Source organism: Glutamicibacter soli, from assembly GCF_003309065.1.
Taxonomy (GTDB): domain Bacteria; phylum Actinomycetota; class Actinomycetes; order Actinomycetales; family Micrococcaceae; genus Glutamicibacter; species Glutamicibacter soli.
Genome location: NZ_POAF01000003.1, coordinates 463,697 through 479,507, shown reverse-complemented (window position 1 = coordinate 479,507; position 15,811 = coordinate 463,697). Strand labels below are relative to the sequence as shown.

Below are 15,811 nucleotides of genomic sequence, written 5' to 3'. Positions count from 1 at the left end.
AATCAATGTCTTAGGAAATCAGTGTCTTAAGCATGGTGTCCGTGTCGGCTGCCGCGGCCGGGTCGATGTTCTTCCCCGCCGCCAGCGCCGACTTGACCGCCATGAAATCCAGCGGCGCGTTCACGCAGTCCGCCGCGATGATTTGCCCTGCGCGGTAGTACAGCACGGTGAACTTGCCCTTCTCCGGGACTTCGCGCGTGACGGTTGAGTCGAATCCCATGGACAGGCCGGCGATCTGCAGCTTCATGTCAGCTTGGTTGGACCAGAACCACGGGATGCCGGCATAGGCTTCGCGCTGGCCCATCAGGGCGTAGGCGGCGACCTTGGCGTGCTCCACCGCGTTGTTTACCGATTCCAGGCGGATCCGCTCACCTTTCGGGGCGCCGGGGACCGGGTTGGGCATGTTCGCCACGTCCCCGACCACCAGGGTGTGCCCGTCGGAGGCGATCGCCGCCTCGTCGACCACGATGCCGTTGCTGATTTCCAGGCCCAGCTGTTCGCCCAGCTGGGTGTTCGGGATGACCCCGATGCCCACCAGCACAATCTGCGCGGGGATGATTTCCCCGGATTCCAGGTGCACGGAGGAGACCGCGCCGTCCCCGGCGATGCGCGAAACCCGGGCGTTCAGGTGGATGTCCAGGCCGCGGGCGCGGTGCTGCTCAAGGAAGTAGGCGCTGGTGTCCTCGCCGACGGCGCGCCCCACCAGGCGCGGGCCGTATTCGATCACGGTGACCTTCTTGCCCATGGCCTGCAGCGAGCTGGCCGCCTCGAGGCCGATGAACCCGCCGCCGATCACCACCACGTCGGTGGCGGCCGGGGCGATGGCCTTGAGCTTGAGCGCGTCGTCGGCGTTGCGCAGGTAGACGACGCCGTCCAGATCGCTGCCCGGGACCTCGAAGCGGCGTGGACGGGCGCCAACGGTCAGCGCCAGCCGGGTGTAGGGGTACCGCGCTCCGCTGCGGCCGGTGGCGATCCCGGAGCCGTCCGGGTTGGAGTCGATGTCCTCGATGCGTTCGCCCTTGACCAGGGTGATATCGTGCTCCACCCAGTAGTCGTTGGAGCGGAAGATCAGCGACTCGCTGCCCACCTTGCCTTGCAGGAATTCCTTGGACAGCGCCGGGCGTTGATAGGGGCGGTGGTCCTCGTCCCCGAGCAGCGTGATGTGCCCGGTGTAGCCCAGGGCGCGCAGCGAGATGGCCAGCTGTACCCCGGACTGCGAGGCGCCGATGATCAGCAGCCCGGTGGCGGTGCCCGCCGCGGGGGCCGGGGCGCCGCCGGTGGAAGGTAACGTTGCGGTGTTCATGGCTAGACCTGGGTTTCCGGGGTGGCGACGTTGAGGGTCTGGCCCTCGCACATCTTGATTTGGCAGGAAAGGCGGGAATTCTCCTCGCGGTCCACGGCGGTGCCGTAGAGCATCTCGTCCTCCATCTCGCCCATCGGATCCAGCGACTCGAAGTCCTCCGGGGCCACGAACACGTGGCAGGTGGCGCAGGACAGGGAGCCGCCGCACTCGCCCACGATGCCGGTGACACCGTTGCGGACCGCTGTTTCCATGACGGAGTCGCCGACGGTGGCGTCCACGGTGCGGGTCTGGCCCTCGAAGTCGGTGAAGTTGATAGTCGCCATGATGGTTCCTCCTGAACGGTTAGGCGTAAAGCTGGGTTAGATGAACTGGCGTCCGCCGTCGACGACGAGCGTCTGACCGGTGATGAACGAGGAGTCCTCGCTGGCCAGGAACAGCGCGGCGCCCACGATGTCCTCCGGCTGGCTGGCGCGCTTGAGCGCCCCGCGGTCCACCCCGTAGCTGGAGGCGTTCTCCATGAGCCCCAGGCTGGCCTCGGTCAGCGTGAAGCCCGGGGCGATGGTGTTCACGGTGATTTCCCGGCGTCCCAGCTCCTTGGCCATGACGCGGGTCAGCGCAATGACCCCGCCCTTGGAAGCCACGTAGTGGGCCCACTGCTCGGAGCCGGAGTAGACGGTGGCGCTGGCCAGGTTGATGACCCGGGAGCCCGCTCCAAGAAAGGGGGAGACGGCGCGGGAAACCATCCACGGGCCCTTGAGGTTCACATTCATGACCTTGTCCCACTCGTCCGGGTCGATCTCCTCGAATGGGGTGCGGGTGACGGTGGCGTAGATGGCGGCGTTGTTGATCAGCACCGCGATGCTGCCGCCGGCGAACTCCGCCGCGTCCTTGGCCAGCGCGTCGGTGGATGCGGTGTCGGTGACATCCACCGTGAAGGCCGCCGCCTCGGCTCCGGCCTGGCGCACCAGGCGGACCGTTTCCTGCGTGCCGGCCGCGTCGATGTCAGCGGCGGCGATGGCGTAGCCGCGGGCCGCGAAGCCCAGGGCGAAGGCCCGTCCCAGGCCGCCGGCGGCGCCGGTGATGAGCACCGTAGGAGAGCTGTTCATGGAATGTGCCTTTCAAGTGGTGGAGAACTGTGGTGTTGCGGGTGCCGGCCGGGGATCGGGGGAAAGGAACCGGCCGGCACCCTTGCGGTTCCGGAAGCTTGGGGGAACCTCCGGAACCGGTCTGCGGCGCCCGGGGATCAGGCGTGCGAGTGGCTGTGGGCTCCCGGCCCGGTCAGGGCCGGCTGCGTGCCCAGGATTTCCACGGTGCCCTTGGTGCCGTCAACCCGCAGCAGGTCTCCGGTCTTGATGGTGGTGGAGGCGCTGCCGGTGCCGGTGACCGCCGGCAGGTCGTATTCGCGGCAGACGATGGCCGCGTGGGACATCATGCCGCCGATATCCGTGACGGTGGCCTTGATCTTGCCGAAGATCGGGCCCCAGCTCGGCGCGGTGACCGGAGCCACCAGGATTTCGCCGGGTTGCACCTGCGTGAGCTCGTCCGCGTGCATGATGACGCGGGCCGGGCCCTCGACCTGGCCGGGGGAGGCCGCCATGCCCTTGAGCGTGCTGCCGTCCTGGGTCTCGTCCGCGCCCAGCCACTGCTGCACCTGTTCGGTGGTGATGCCCCAGAGCATGCGGGTGAACGGTTCGGTGATCGACTGCGGCGGGGTGTTCAGCGCCGGGGCCGGGCGGGCGGTTTGCAGCGCGTCCACGATGCCCTTGCGGTGGGCGATCTTCTCCGGGAGCACCACCGCGCCGATCGGCGCGCCGGAGCCGACGCCACAGCTGGTGACCAGGTCGAAGAGCACGTCGCGGACCTCGTTGCGGCTCAGGTAGAGCATGTCCTCGGCCTCGGTGAACAGCCCGGCATCGCTGAGCATGCGGCCGAGCTCGCGGACCTTGCGCCAGAAGACGCCCATGGTCCAGTGCTCGATGTAGAAGTTGTGGTTCTCCACGTACGGGTAGGCGGTGGCCGCCAGCGTGCGCTTGGCGTCGAAGACCGCGGCGACCTCCGGATCCAGCAGCTCGCGGTACTCCTCCACGATGCGTTCCTTCTCCGCGATGAGCTTCTGCGTGGGGCGCAGGATCTGCGCCCCGCCGCGGGCCCGGCGGATGTAGTCCGCGATGAAGCCCAGCGGAATCTCCTGGTGCACGTTCCAGTACTTGTCATGCGCGTAGAAGCCGTTGCCGATGGTGAAGTTGAACCACGGGTCCTGGGCCTGCTCCCACTGCGCCATCCAGCGCTCGCCGCCGGCGGCTGCGGCGATGGACGCCAGGGTGGCGGCCGGGTCATCGGTGTTGGCGAAGTGCTCGTCCAAATCCAGTTCGATGGCCAGCAGCGCCAGCGCCTTGAGCTCGTCGTCCGGGCGGAAGAGCTCCATGTCCACGCCCTGCACCATGGTGGCGATGGACTGGTCCGGGATGTTCGGGAAAACTTCCTTGCAGAAGTTGAAGAAATCCAGGTAGGCGATGTAGCCCAGGTTCAGGAACTCGAAGTGGTACTGCCAGTTCTGGTAGGCCAGCTGGATCAGCCGGTCGTAGTTCTCCAGCAGGACTTCCGAGCCGTCCTTGCCCACGCCGTTCTCGATGTCCTCGAAGGGGACCTTCTCGGGCAGCGGCGCGAAGGACAGCGCCTCCATGTCCGCAATGGTGCCCTTGACCTTCACATGCCAGTTGGCCAGCTTGCTCTCCCAGTTGGCGAAGTAGTGGCCGATGCGCGCCTCGAAGTCCGGCACGCGGGCGGCGATCTGCTCCTCGGGGACCGGGATTGGGGACATGTACAGGTAGCCCAGGTGGATGCGGAAGTCGATGCCGTTGGCGTTGGGGATCATCAGGTGCCTGGCGTTGTACTGGCCCAGGCACTTCACGGCGAATTCGCCGCCGATGGTTTCGAAGGGCTTGAAGACGGTGGGCCAGTGCTGCGAATCGCAGAACCAGAACTTGGCGTCTTCCTGCTCCTTCAGTGCGTCCTGGAACACCAGGTAGTACGGGTAGATCTCTTCCCATCCTTCGGCGCCGGCGGGCACCGGCAGGTCGGATGGCTTGGGGAAGGACTTCATTGTCATGGTCGTGCACCCTTTCTCAGAAGGTTCGGCACTTTGCGAGTGGCCGAGGTGTGGGGTGGAGCGTGGAAACAGCGTGGATACGTGGGTCAGCTGACGATCTTCGACAGGGAGGCGGTGATCGAGGAGACGCCGCCGAATCCCAGCGAAGAGGCGTAGCCTCCGGCGGAGGCCTTGGGCGCCACGGGCTTGGAGGAGTGCACGGTTTCCGGGCGGGCCTGGAGCAGCAGCAGGTTCTCCCCGTCGGGCAGGTCGGCGTCGATGGCCCACTCGATGTCCTGCGGGGACTTGTAATGCTTCTCCGCCCGCTTGGCCAGCTGGGCCACGGCGGACAGCTCGTCGTTGCTCAGGCAGCGCACCGTGCGGCGCTCTTCCGGGACATCCCTTTCCACCAGGGTGTTGGTGGCCGGGTCGGGGATCATTTCGGCATGCTTGTCGCCGATGTGCTCGGTGATTACCGCGAGGGTGACCTTGTCCAGCTGGATGTTGTCCGGCGTGACGGTTCCGGAGACCACCATCTCGCCCACGCCCCAGGAGGCGTCAACGGTGATCTTGGAGCGGTCGCCGTTGGTGGGATCCAGGGTCATGGCCACGCCGGCGGTCTTGGCGTTGACCATCTTCTGCACCACCACTGCCATGCACAGCCCGTCATCCGGGATGTTGTTCTTCAGCCGGTAGAGGATGGCGCGGCTGGTGTACAACGAGGCCCAGCAGGCGCGGATGTGCTCGCCGACCGAATCGAACCCGGTCAGCCACAGGTAGGTGTCCTGCTGTCCGGCGAAGGAAGCGTCGGGCAGGTCCTCTGCGGTGGCGGAGGAACGTACGGCCAACGGAGCCTCGGAATCGAAGCGGGCCTGCAAGGCGTCGTACGCGGCCCGGGTGACCTCGCGCAGGTCGGCGGGAACCGGGCGGGAAGTGATCAGCTCGCGGATGGCGGCGCTGGCGGCGTCCACCGCGGCGATGTCCTCCGGGTCCAGGCCGTCCAGCTGGGTGTTGATGCTGTCTTCCAGTCCGGTGCCCATGAAGGCGCGGAAGGCGGCGGTGTTCACCACGAATCCGGGAGGGACCGGCATGCCGGCGGCGGTCATGGTGACCAGCGAGGCGCCCTTGCCGCCCAGGCTGTCCAAGGTGGGTTCCTTGCCGCCGTCGAAGAATTCAATGAAGTCGTTGTTGCTCATCGTTAAGCCTCAGATCGGGAAGTGGAGTCGGCATTCAGCTCGACGTTGACGAAGTCGGGAACGCGGAAGGACAGATTCTTCCGGAAGGTGATGGCGCCGCCGTCGACCAGTTCAAGGTTCGGCAGCGCGGAGGCCAGTTCCTCCAGCGCGATCTTGGCCTGGAGCTTGGCCAGCATGTTGCCCAGGCAGTAGTGGATGCCGAAGCCGAAGGACAGGTGGTCGCGGGCATTGGGCCGGGTGATGTCGAAATCCTCGCCGTTCTCGAAGCGGGATTCATCGCGATTGGCGGAGCCCATGAGCAGCAGCAGCTCGGCGCCCTGCGGGATCTGCACGCCGCCCACCTCGGTGTCCGCCAGCGCCTTGCGGCGCCAGCCCACGATGGAGCCCGAGTAGCGCAGCACCTCGTCGATGGCCTTGGGGATCTGCTTGGGGTCCGCCACGACGGCTTCCCAGGCTTCGCGGTGCTCCAGCAGCACGCGCACGCAGTTGGAGATCAGCGTGGTGGTGGTTTCATGGCCGGCGAAGAGCAGCGAGTAGAGCAGCGAGGCGATCTCGTGGTCGGTGATGTCCGCCCCGTCGCGCTGGGCAGCGACCAGGTCCGCGGTGAGGTTGTCGCCGCCGGCAGCATGGGCCTGGGCCACCTGGGCCTGGCAGCGGTTCCAGTACTCGACCAGGTTGTGCGCGTGGGGGATCTGCTCCTCGTCACTGAGGTCTCCCCAGGTCATGGCAGCGCGGGAGTCGCTCCAGCGCTTATAGGTGTCGACCATTGTCACGTCTTCGCCGATCAGGGTGAGGATGGTGATGGTCGGCAGGGAGTAGGCCAGCTCGGCCACGATATCCGCGTGGCTGGTGCCCTTGGTGGTCATGGCGGAAATGGAGTCCTTGACGTTCTGCCGGATCATCGGTTCCAGGGCCTTGAAACGGCGCGGGGTGAAAGCCTTCTGCGCCACGGCGCGGATGCGGGTGTGCTCCGGCGGGCGGCGGGCGGACAGGCCCGAATAGGTGGTGAATCCGCCCTCGGTCATGATGGCGGTGGCCTGCGGTCCGCGCTTGCGCACCGGGGCCTGGGCGTTCTCGGAGGAGAAGGTCCCCCAATCTTCGAAAACCGACTTCACGTCGTCATAGCGGGTGATGACATACAGCCCGGTGCGTTCGTCAAACATCACCGGCTGTTCGCTGCGCATCTTTGCGTAAGCGGGGAAAGGGTTCTCCATAGCGAACGGCTCATACCCGTGGTGGTCTGCCGGGGCTTCTGCTCCGAAGCCCATTGGGCATCCGCCGGATACGGCTGGGGTGCTGGTCATGGAATCTGCTCCTTGGGAAGTCGATGAGTCACGGTGTGATCCGTGCAACATTGATCGATCCCTAGTGTTGTCCATGGCACAACAGGATGGGAAGCTAACGCTTCCATCCAGTGGAAGGCTAATTTTCAGCCGTGATTAGTTCTCCCTCCCGGGCACATTCATGTCAGGCCCGGAAATGATGCCCAGCAGCGTTTCCAGCGGAATATGCGCGGTGGCTGCTTCGATGCGCTTGGAGATGCCGTAAAGCACCGGAAGGTGGCGTTCCATGTTCGCTGCATGGGAAGTGGGAATGACCAGGCCGATGGAACAGCCCAAACGGCCGGTGTGATAGACCGGAACGGCAATCGAACAGGTTCCCAGACGGACTTCTTCCCGGGTGATGGCGTACCCGTTGTGGCGTGCCCGGCTCAGCTCATTGCGCAGCTGCACGGGGTTGCTGCGGGTGTGCGGGGTCAGCGGTTCCAAGTGCTGTTCGAGGTAGGCGTCCATGACCCAGTCTTCCGAGAACGCGAGGATGGCCTTGCCCACGGCGGTGGCATGCAGGGGGAGGCGGCCGCCCACCCGGGAAGCCCGCGCGATGCGCTTGGTGCCGTAGACGCGGTCGATGTACAAGGCCATGTTGCCGTCGCGGATGGCCAGCTGGCTGGTCTCCCCGGTCAGTGAAAAGAGGTCTTGGACAAAGGGTCGAGCGGTGTCGCGCAGCTGGCGTCCGGTGTTCTGGGCGATGGCCCACAGCCGCAGTCCGAGCTGGATTCCGCCGTTGCCGGTGCGGCTGAGGATCCCCTCATCCACCAGTTCCCCGACCAACCGGTGCGTGGTGGACAGCGGAAGATCCGCGGCCTTCGAGATCTCCGTGAGGTTCAGCGCCCGGCGCGAGGTTTCGAAGGCGGAGAGTATCGCCAGGATCTTGGATGTGACGCTGCGTCCGGGCTGCGAGCTTCCTCCGGCCATGTGTTCTCCCAAATCTCGGTGTTCTTGCCAGCTGAGGACAAGGGTATCCGGTTCAAGGGCGAGCGGCGCGGCTCCGGCACAGCCGGAACTGTGACGCTGCACCTACAACCCAGGGCTGAGGTCGGGGCCAGGGGATTTACGCCGACGGGGCGAGGGCTGGAATTGGGGGAAACAGTAGGCTGGAGACAACAAGAACGGAGTCACCGCATGACAACAGCTACTTGAGGAGCAACATCTAATGTCGGCAGCAGCCACCGGAATCCGCGCATCTTTTGCCAAGAAAATGATCCTGGGCGGTGCTGCGCTGGCACTGGCGGCAGGGGCAACCGGTTGCAGCGCGGTTGAAGACTTCAACAAGTCAACCTCGGATTCCTGGGCTGTCACCTACGAGGTATCGGTCACCGGTGGGGATACCAGCAAGATCACCGACATCAAGTACCTTGAGTCGGAAAAGCGCGGCGAAGCCGGCACCGAACTTTCGCTGCCTTCGGGAAAGACGACGGCCGAGGGCAAGGGCACGGCAGTCTGGAGCCTTGAGAGCATTGTGACCGCTGAAAAGGACGCAGCTATTTCAGCGGTTCCTGGCAAGGGCTCCACCGCCACCTGCCGAATCCTGCTTGACGGCGTCAAGGAAATTGCCGCTGAAACCTCGAAGCCGGGTGAACGCGTAGACTGCGCAGTCACCACCCCAGCCTTCTCCAAGTAGCAGCCTAAGATCAGTCTGAAAGCGCCAGCCTCTGCTCGAAGAGGTTGGCGCTTTCTACTGCAACCAAGGCGCTGGCCATGAACCGCGCGGCGTCGGTGAACAGATGGTTGCTGACCCGGGACTCGACCAGCTGGAAGGCTTCGGAGCGGGTGAGGCCGAACCAATCCATCACGGTGTCCACGCCATGCGGGGTCAGGCGCCACAATTTGTCGGCGTCCTTCACTAGCGAATCTTCCAAGCTGGTGGAATCCTTGCGTGAATCATGGCCATCGATAATGTAAGTGATGCGCTCGTTGCGTTTGTTATCGAATTCCTCTGCCTGCAGCAGTTCCCGGGCGAGTTCCGCCCCCAACTTCTCGTGCTGCAGCACCAACTCCTTGTCGCCGGCTCCCGGCGCGATGGCAGACAGCACCAGCTGCGGATCCACCTGCGACCAGCCGATGTCATGAAGCAGAATGGCCGGCAACACCACCAGCGGATCCGCCTGCGGGTGGTGCTTGAGCAGCGACTGAGCGAGCGAAAGCGAATACAGGGTGTGGGCGTCATTGCTGCGCACCGCAAGATAGGTCTTGGCCTTCTCCCAGAGCCTTTCCAGCACGGGGAACTGTTCAAAGACGCCGGGTTCTGCTGGCGGAATGAATCCGCTGACGTCGTGGCCGTAGTGGTTTGCCAGGGGCTGCAGCTTGGTCATGGGGCTCATCGTGCCAGCAGAAACCGTGAGGGGGAAGAATATCCTTCCATCCAGTGGATGCCCGATGCAAGGCGTTTCAGCCGATCAGGCGGTCTGCCAACAGCCGGTAGGCGTTCAGCCGATCTTTCGGGTTGCTCACGAGCGTGTTGAGCATCAGCTCGTCGGCCCTATGGGATTCGGCCAAGGCCAGAAGCCGGGCGCAAACCTTGTCCGGAGTTCCGACGATCAGTGCTTGGCTGCGTTCCTGGGCCCGGGCTCGTTCCGGGGCGCTCCACTGGTAGCTCCCGGCGCCGGCGGTCGAGGGGATCGGACCGTCGTGCCCGAAATCCTTGCGCACCCGCCAGAGCAGCAGGGCCTCGGCCAGTTCCTGGGCCCGTTCCTCTGTTTCAGCCGTGACGAAGCGGACCGCCAGGACGGTGTGGGCAGCATGTCCGGATTGCGCGGCCGCTTCCTGATAGGCGCGGGTAGCAACCTCCCCGCCGGTAGGACGCAGGAAATGGCCATGGACGTATCCGGCGCCCAGCGTGCCGGGCAGCGGTGCGGACGAGCCGCCGGCTCCCAGCACCCACACGCCTCCAACAGGTTCGCTGTCCGGCTGCGGGTGGTTCGTGCCGAATTCCTGCACCAGCGCAGCGATCTTTGCGGCATAGTTCGGGTCTGGCAGCGCCGCCCGTCCCAAGCCGGTGTCGACCCTGTTCGGATGCACTGCCGAGAGCAGTCCCATCGTTTCGGCGACCTTTTGGGCCGGGTAGTACGGCAAGAGGATCGCACCGGTACCGACCCTGATCCTGCTTGTACGTTCAAGCGCCAGCGCAGTCATCATTTCAGGTGCGGCGCTGGCGAATGAGCGGGAATTGTGGTGCTCGGCAAACCAGATGCGGTGGTATCCCAGCGCATCGGCATCTTGGGCCAGAGCTAAGCCGCTCGTCAGCGCGGCAGGGCGATCAGGGGCATGCTCGGTGAGCGGAACTTGATCGAGGATTGAAAGTCTCATACCGCGCTGTGTCCTGCCAATTTCTTCGTTGTATTCGACAGCCGTATTAAGGGTCATTGCACGGCCGCCCGGTCCGTGGATGAGCATACCTGTGTCTCCCTGTTGCCACCGCATCCACGGCAGGGACACCACAGTCAGGCACCCGCCACCACGCCATGACAGCACCTGCAGCCCCAGTGATGATAGCTTGAAGATTAATCGAGGATACCCAAGGAACTTGGCCTTCCTCAGCTGCCGGACTATTGGAAGACAGACAGGCTGGACACGATGTCAGAGACGACAGAAATCGATATGAGCGATCTTGCCATCGCCTCGCGTGCGGTGCTCAAGCCAATTGCGCAGATTGCCGAAGCCGCAGGGATCCCGGAAGAAGCTGTCGAGTCCTACGGCAGGTACAAGGCCAAGATCGACCCATCCCATCTTCCTGCCCGCAATGCCGCGCTCGGCAAGGTGGTCCTGGTCAGCGGAATCTCCCCGACCCCGGCCGGCGAGGGAAAGTCCACCGTGGTGGTGGGACTTGGAGACGCCTTGTCCTTGGCAGGAGCCAAGACGCTTATTGCGCTGCGCGAGCCATCGCTGGGTCCGATCTTCGGCATGAAGGGCGGTGCCACCGGCGGCGGGTATTCGCAGGTGCTGCCGATGGACGAGATCAATATGCACTTCACCGGCGACTTCCATGCGATCACCAGCGCGAATAACCTGCTGATGGCGTTGATCGACAACCACCTGCACCGCGGCAACGCCCTGGGGATCGACCCTCGGAGGATCACCTTCAAGCGCGTGATCGACATGAACGACCGCGCCCTGCGCAATATCGTCATCGGCCTGGGCGGCCCGACCGAGGGCGTTCCGCGCGAGGCAGGATTCGAGATCACCGTGGCCTCGGAGGTCATGGCGGTGTTCTGCCTGGCCACTGGGCTGGAAGACCTGCGCACCCGGCTGGGACGCATGACCATCGGGTACACCTATGAGAAGAAGCCGGTGACCGTGGACGACCTGGGCGCGGCCGGCGCCATGACCATGCTGCTCAAGGATGCCATCAAGCCGAACTTGGTGCAGACCATCGGCGGCACCCCGGCGTTCATCCACGGCGGACCGTTCGCCAATATCGCCCACGGCTGCAACTCGGCCATCGCCACCAACACCGCCCGCTCGCTGGCGGACGTCGTGGTCACCGAAGCAGGGTTCGGCGCGGACCTGGGCGCGGAGAAATTCATGGACATCAAGGCCCGCTACGCCGGGTGCGAGCCATCCGCCGTGGTGATCGTGGCGACCATCCGCGCCTTGAAAATGCACGGGGGAGTAGCCAAAGACCAGCTCAAGGGCGAGAACGTGCAGGCGGTGCGCGACGGCATGGTGAACCTGGCCCGGCACGCCTCCAACGTCAGGAAGTTCGGGATCCATCCGGTCATCGCCGTCAACAAGTTCACGGACGACACCGCGGACGAGCTGGCCGTGGTCACCGAGTGGGCCGCGGAAAACAACATTGAATGTGCCCTGGCGGATGTCTGGGGCCAAGGCGGCGCCGGAGCCGGGGACCTGGCCGCGGCGGTGCTGCGCGCCATCGAAGAGCCGAGCGACTTCGCCCCGCTGTATGAGCTGGAGAAGCCGGTGGAGGAGAAGATCCTCACTGTGGTGAAGGAGATCTACGGAGGGGCGGAAGTGGACTACACTCCCGCTGCAAAGCGGGTGCTGGAACAGATCCATGCCAACGGCTGGGACAACCTGCCGGTGTGCATGGCCAAGACGCAGTACTCCTTCTCGGATGACCCAACGCTGCTGGGCGCACCCGAGGGCTTCACGCTGCTGGTGCGCGACCTTATTCCGAAGACCGGAGCCGGGTTCATCGTGGCGATCACCGGCGCGATCATGACCATGCCCGGCCTACCCAAGGTGCCCGCCGCGATGCACATGGACGTGGACGAGGACGGAAACGCGGTCGGCCTGTCCTAAACCGATGCTGGCAAAGCCCACCCTGTGCAGGGGTGGGCTGCCATCCTGCACCAGCTGGCTGTGCCGGTACAGGACCTTAGCGCCTGTTGATCGAGTGCTGAAGGCTTGCTTCCCGACTTGGCCTTCCGAAACTTCCACTCCAGCACCTTGGCATTTGTGAGGAGCTGTTCATTGAAGACACCTTGAGCAGTGGTTCGGCTGGCGCCAATAGCTAGCTAACGCGTAGAGAGTCGAACGCCATTCACGCCGTTCCCGTTTGCGGATTCCGGGCCCGACGTGCAGGCATCCAACGCTTCACGGATGGATCACTTCTCTGAAGTACCGCGGCGGCGCGCCTGTGAAGGCCGCCGCGGTTTCCATTCGCGCATTCAAGATCCAGCGGATTGGCCGAGGACTGGCCTCCGGGGCCCTTCTGATTCCCGTACACCACGCAGAATCTGCGGCAGCCTGCGACGGACTAATCGGTGGAATCGCGCTCGATAATCCCGGTACGCGGATTCACTTGAGGCCTCTGGTAGGCCAGTTCTCCGCCATTGCGCCCGCCATAAGGCCGTCCGTGATCGGCGTACTCTTCCCGGTAAAAAACCAGCCGCCAGCCTCCAAGCTCGATTCTCGCCCCGCTTCGCAGGACGTACTCTTGACCAGCATTCAACCCTGCGCTTCCCCCAACCCTATGGACTGCTTGGAGGACGTATTCGTCGAGGTCGTCCCTGACGATTCGTGCATGGACAGGTTCCAGGCCTTCTAATATCAGTCCGCTATCCTGGGCACTGCCAATAACCACGACGTCGTCAACGAGGTTGAGCACTTTCGGCGCCTTCCCATCCCACGACTCGCTGTCCTTGACGAAGATGAGCCTCGGCCTGCCGCCACGATCGGCATAATGCGTGGTGGTAGGCCGCATGCGCTGGTTCCTCTGGAAGGTGGGAAACAGCGGAAACAGGGTGCTCGGAATGCCCAGACTTCCATTCCTTCGATCCTTCTGCAGCAGCCCTTTGACGTTTTTCAACGAACCAATCCGTACGGCGTTCGATTTCATCGCGAGTCGACCAGACAAATTGGGCTTGACGTCACCGAGCGTGACGATATTCCCCTTCGGCCCATCAATCACAATCTGGATTCCAGAGCTCTTGAGGCGATGCGCAAGCTGGTCTAGGGCAGGGCGGCTGGCACCTCTAGAGACTCGGAATATTGAGTCTGAATCGGTTTGGATATGGATGGTCCGGCCTTCGGCCGTGACAGTTCCATGTACTAGTTCTGAGTCATCAGTGCCCTCGAGTGGCTGGTCGACCGTGAAATTCAGGTCAATGTCGAAGCGCATCAGGCTGCCCGTTCACTCGCGGTACTGATCTGAACCCAGTGAGTGGTCATCGCTCGTAGTGACCCTCAGGGTGCCGTTGAACTTCCATGTAGCCCGGGGTGCATCTGGACCGATGTCCCTCGGTACTTCAACCATCATGTCCACAAGTGTGTAGTTCACAGCTGCACCACGCCCGGTCAGGTAGGACCACAATTGTTGGCCGAGATCCGACCAATCGGCAATCTGCAGATCCTCCACTGGCAAATCTTTATTCGTATTAAAATTGTCCACTCTAACCACATTCCTCTGCTATCGAGAATGATCATAAAAACTGGATGAAGCTGCGGGACGCAGGTTCTGTGTGACATAGATTACCCGCTGCTTGCGCTCAGGTAAATGATTAATTCAAATCTCAAGGTTGCCGGTTCCATTGGTGTTTTTATTGCATTCCATCCAGGGCGTCGATTCTTAGATTTTGCCATATAGTCACAAGTCAAGTAGGGAAATCACGGCGCCGGTGACATGGCTCTATTCGGGTCAACTGAAGGTTGGCAGCCACTCGATGAAGTGGGGAGGGCATTTTCGGAAATTATCTTGAATAACAAGATTCACGATTTTAGGTGTTTAGTATAACTAAATTCTCGGTAAGTGAAATATTAGAAATGTGGCTATTTTTTCGATTTCTGAGGCGCGAAGATGGGCGACTCGCTTCGTGCGAGGAATGGCCACGATTCTTTGAAAACCGAGCTATCCTCCATCCCGGAGAGCTTAATTACCAGCCAAGCATCCCAACTAAAGCACCGTTGGCAAAGTTTCCATGGGGAGGAAGTGCCGTTTGTGGGCGCGCCGATTTTTAGTAACTAGGGACCGTCGAAGAATCTAGACATCTTGCTGCCAGAGCAATTATTCTGCGAACCGCGGCAGGTGCCGATATCTGTGCCTACCCGGTATAAGTGGCAAAGGAGCTGGATCGAGAACGACAACTATTGCGCGTAAATTTCTGTACATATAGATTGCTACGCAGACGGGCACGGGATGACCAAGTGCTCTTTCACCTTTCATGTAACGATCAGTTGGGATATTGAGTAATTCACCCGGGCGGATCCATACCTATAAAGTCAGGCGGTGGTGAACCGGTAAAAACCGATGCGCCACCGCCTGATGCCTGATGGTACTGGTTAAGATTTATTCATCATTTGCCTTGCCGGGCAGGTATTCCTGTTCAGGCAGGGAATCCCAAAATGACGTGTCGGCGGTATCCACCGAGCCATCGGAGATTGCCTTAATGACGCTTTCCAATGTCAGGATGGTTTGTTGGCGGAGGTAGCCATTGGATTTCTGTCCTAGGACGGATCCCGGATTAAAGTGATCGCTCATTCCCCGCATTTCAAAGAGCAGGGTTGAGATATCGTACTCAGCAGCAATTCCGTTGCGGGCGATGGTGTTGGCTGTTCCGCCGACGTACTTACCCAAATGGCCCCATCCGGTGGCATCAACATTCTGGTAGACAATGGAGCCCAAACGTTTGGACCCTTCTAGTACCTCGGGCTTCACGTCCGGAGTGGTGGGGTAGAGGATCGACCCGGAAACCAGTTTTCCATCCACTGCCGAGCGAGTGCCCTGGTGATGCAAATCGATCATGTAGTCGACGTCGTAGGTCGAGAGTACGTTGTTGTGTAGGGCTTTGATCTCAGGCTGGGTCTTCGCAACGTGGTCGCGGTTGATATCGATATTGTTCGCATTGTAGCGAGTCAAATGACGGCCGCCTGAGGCGATGTAATCGCTGAGATCAAAATTCACGTCACCCATGGCTCCGTCGGGATTGAGCATCGGAACGATGAGGATGTTAATGTTCTTCAGCGTGTTCTTCATCCGACCGGTGCCCAAATGCTTGATGACTTCCAAAGCACCTTCCGTGGTCAGCTGCTCGTTGCCGTGCTGCTGAGTCAGGAACAAAACGGTCGGATTGGCAGGATTGGAGAGGTATTTGGCTACGAACAAATCGCGGCCCTTGACCGATTGGCCGATTACCTCCAACTCCAGGGCCGGTTGCTTGGCATCCTGTTTGCGGAGCTCCGCCACCATCGAGTCATAGGTGTGCAGAATGGAAGTATTGATGGTTTCGTTGCCACCATAGTCCGGTCCGTTGCCCGTGGCTGATGCAGGCGTACCTGAGACTCCGACCAGCAATGCTGCTGCTGCGGCACCGCAGGTGAGCTTTTTGAGCAGGGGGTTGGTTGAGCCTGTGTGCTTTGTAGTCATGAAATCGCTTTCTGATTATGGCGCTGCAGATCCCCATCGCATACGTGATGTAGATCACTCAAT

14 protein-coding genes are annotated in these 15,811 nt (G+C 62.3%); 2 read left to right on the top strand and 12 right to left on the bottom strand.

Features of this window, described 5'->3' with window-relative positions:
• Positions 1-10: 10 nt before the first annotated feature.
• The 7 genes from C1H84_RS08780 to C1H84_RS08750 form a co-directional block, all read right to left on the bottom strand.
• Complete coding sequence (locus tag C1H84_RS08780) at positions 11-1,303, bottom strand: NAD(P)/FAD-dependent oxidoreductase (RefSeq protein WP_113607161.1); 1,293 nt, start codon at positions 1,301-1,303, stop codon at positions 11-13.
• A 2-nt stretch (positions 1,304-1,305) separates the two neighbouring features.
• On the bottom strand, positions 1,306-1,626 hold the full coding sequence (locus C1H84_RS08775; RefSeq protein ID WP_113607160.1) for a 2Fe-2S iron-sulfur cluster-binding protein: 321 nt from the start codon (positions 1,624-1,626) through the stop codon (positions 1,306-1,308).
• 36 nt (positions 1,627-1,662) lie between these two features.
• The gene (locus C1H84_RS08770) at positions 1,663-2,409 is read right to left on the bottom strand and encodes an SDR family NAD(P)-dependent oxidoreductase (RefSeq protein WP_113607159.1); all 747 of its coding nucleotides are present in this window, start codon (positions 2,407-2,409) and stop codon (positions 1,663-1,665) included.
• Positions 2,410-2,546: 137 nt separating this feature from the next.
• A complete protein-coding gene (locus C1H84_RS08765; RefSeq protein WP_113607158.1) occupies positions 2,547-4,412 on the bottom strand; it encodes a PEP-utilizing enzyme in 1,866 nt (621 codons plus the stop codon).
• Between the two features lie 86 nt (positions 4,413-4,498).
• Positions 4,499-5,587, bottom strand: coding sequence for a PEP/pyruvate-binding domain-containing protein (locus C1H84_RS08760; protein WP_113607157.1), 1,089 nt, complete (start codon positions 5,585-5,587; stop codon positions 4,499-4,501).
• A 2-nt stretch (positions 5,588-5,589) separates the two neighbouring features.
• A complete protein-coding gene (locus C1H84_RS08755) occupies positions 5,590-6,891 on the bottom strand; it encodes a cytochrome P450 (RefSeq protein ID WP_113607156.1) in 1,302 nt (433 codons plus the stop codon).
• Positions 6,892-7,026: 135 nt separating this feature from the next.
• Positions 7,027-7,842, bottom strand: a complete 816-nt coding sequence (locus C1H84_RS08750; protein WP_113607155.1) for an IclR family transcriptional regulator — start codon at positions 7,840-7,842, stop codon at positions 7,027-7,029.
• Positions 7,843-8,080: 238 nt separating this feature from the next.
• On the opposite strand from C1H84_RS08750, the gene C1H84_RS08745 reads away from it, so the two are divergent.
• Positions 8,081-8,548, top strand: a complete 468-nt coding sequence (locus C1H84_RS08745; protein WP_113607154.1) for a hypothetical protein — start codon at positions 8,081-8,083, stop codon at positions 8,546-8,548.
• Positions 8,549-8,558: 10 nt separating this feature from the next.
• Here the strand turns inward: C1H84_RS08745 and C1H84_RS08740 are convergent, their stop codons facing one another.
• Together C1H84_RS08740 and C1H84_RS08735 are read right to left on the bottom strand one after the other, a co-directional pair.
• On the bottom strand, positions 8,559-9,239 hold the full coding sequence (locus tag C1H84_RS08740) for an HD domain-containing protein (RefSeq protein WP_113607240.1): 681 nt from the start codon (positions 9,237-9,239) through the stop codon (positions 8,559-8,561).
• A 76-nt stretch (positions 9,240-9,315) separates the two neighbouring features.
• Positions 9,316-10,233, bottom strand: a complete 918-nt coding sequence (locus C1H84_RS08735; RefSeq protein ID WP_113607153.1) for an LLM class flavin-dependent oxidoreductase — start codon at positions 10,231-10,233, stop codon at positions 9,316-9,318.
• A 267-nt stretch (positions 10,234-10,500) separates the two neighbouring features.
• Here C1H84_RS08735 and C1H84_RS08730 point away from each other — a divergent pair, with 267 nt between their 5' ends.
• Positions 10,501-12,186, top strand: a complete 1,686-nt coding sequence (locus C1H84_RS08730) for a formate--tetrahydrofolate ligase (protein WP_113607152.1) — start codon at positions 10,501-10,503, stop codon at positions 12,184-12,186.
• 457 nt (positions 12,187-12,643) lie between these two features.
• Here the strand turns inward: C1H84_RS08730 and C1H84_RS18515 are convergent, their stop codons facing one another.
• The 3 genes from C1H84_RS18515 to C1H84_RS08715 all read right to left on the bottom strand — a co-directional run bounded on the left by C1H84_RS18515 (position 12,644) and on the right by C1H84_RS08715 (position 15,748).
• Positions 12,644-13,507 (bottom strand): FHA domain-containing protein, encoded by an 864-nt coding sequence (locus C1H84_RS18515; RefSeq protein ID WP_244910858.1) that lies wholly within the window; start codon positions 13,505-13,507, stop codon positions 12,644-12,646.
• A 12-nt stretch (positions 13,508-13,519) separates the two neighbouring features.
• A complete protein-coding gene (locus C1H84_RS08720) occupies positions 13,520-13,777 on the bottom strand; it encodes a hypothetical protein (RefSeq protein ID WP_047120321.1) in 258 nt (85 codons plus the stop codon).
• Positions 13,778-14,671: 894 nt separating this feature from the next.
• Entirely contained in the window at positions 14,672-15,748 is a 1,077-nt protein-coding gene (locus C1H84_RS08715) for a M14 family zinc carboxypeptidase (protein WP_113607151.1), read from the bottom strand.
• Positions 15,749-15,811 lie beyond the last annotated feature (63 nt).

Excerpts from the sequence above, each read along its gene's own strand:
- C1H84_RS08780 (WP_113607161.1), bottom strand. The coding sequence starts at position 1,303 with ATGAACACCGCAACGTTACCTTCCACCGGCGGCGCCCCGGCCCCCGCG.
- C1H84_RS08775 (WP_113607160.1), bottom strand. The coding sequence starts at position 1,626 with ATGGCGACTATCAACTTCACCGACTTCGAGGGCCAGACCCGCACCGTG.
- C1H84_RS08770 (WP_113607159.1), bottom strand. The coding sequence starts at position 2,409 with ATGAACAGCTCTCCTACGGTGCTCATCACCGGCGCCGCCGGCGGCCTG.
- C1H84_RS08765 (WP_113607158.1), bottom strand. The coding sequence starts at position 4,412 with ATGACAATGAAGTCCTTCCCCAAGCCATCCGACCTGCCGGTGCCCGCC.
- C1H84_RS08760 (WP_113607157.1), bottom strand. The coding sequence starts at position 5,587 with ATGAGCAACAACGACTTCATTGAATTCTTCGACGGCGGCAAGGAACCC.
- C1H84_RS08755 (WP_113607156.1), bottom strand. The coding sequence starts at position 6,891 with ATGACCAGCACCCCAGCCGTATCCGGCGGATGCCCAATGGGCTTCGGA.
- C1H84_RS08750 (WP_113607155.1), bottom strand. The coding sequence starts at position 7,842 with ATGGCCGGAGGAAGCTCGCAGCCCGGACGCAGCGTCACATCCAAGATC.
- C1H84_RS08745 (WP_113607154.1), top strand. The coding sequence starts at position 8,081 with ATGTCGGCAGCAGCCACCGGAATCCGCGCATCTTTTGCCAAGAAAATG.
- C1H84_RS08740 (WP_113607240.1), bottom strand. The coding sequence starts at position 9,239 with ATGACCAAGCTGCAGCCCCTGGCAAACCACTACGGCCACGACGTCAGC.
- C1H84_RS08735 (WP_113607153.1), bottom strand. The coding sequence starts at position 10,233 with ATGAGACTTTCAATCCTCGATCAAGTTCCGCTCACCGAGCATGCCCCT.
- C1H84_RS08730 (WP_113607152.1), top strand. The coding sequence starts at position 10,501 with ATGTCAGAGACGACAGAAATCGATATGAGCGATCTTGCCATCGCCTCG.
- C1H84_RS18515 (WP_244910858.1), bottom strand. The coding sequence starts at position 13,507 with ATGCGCTTCGACATTGACCTGAATTTCACGGTCGACCAGCCACTCGAG.
- C1H84_RS08715 (WP_113607151.1), bottom strand. The coding sequence starts at position 15,748 with ATGACTACAAAGCACACAGGCTCAACCAACCCCCTGCTCAAAAAGCTC.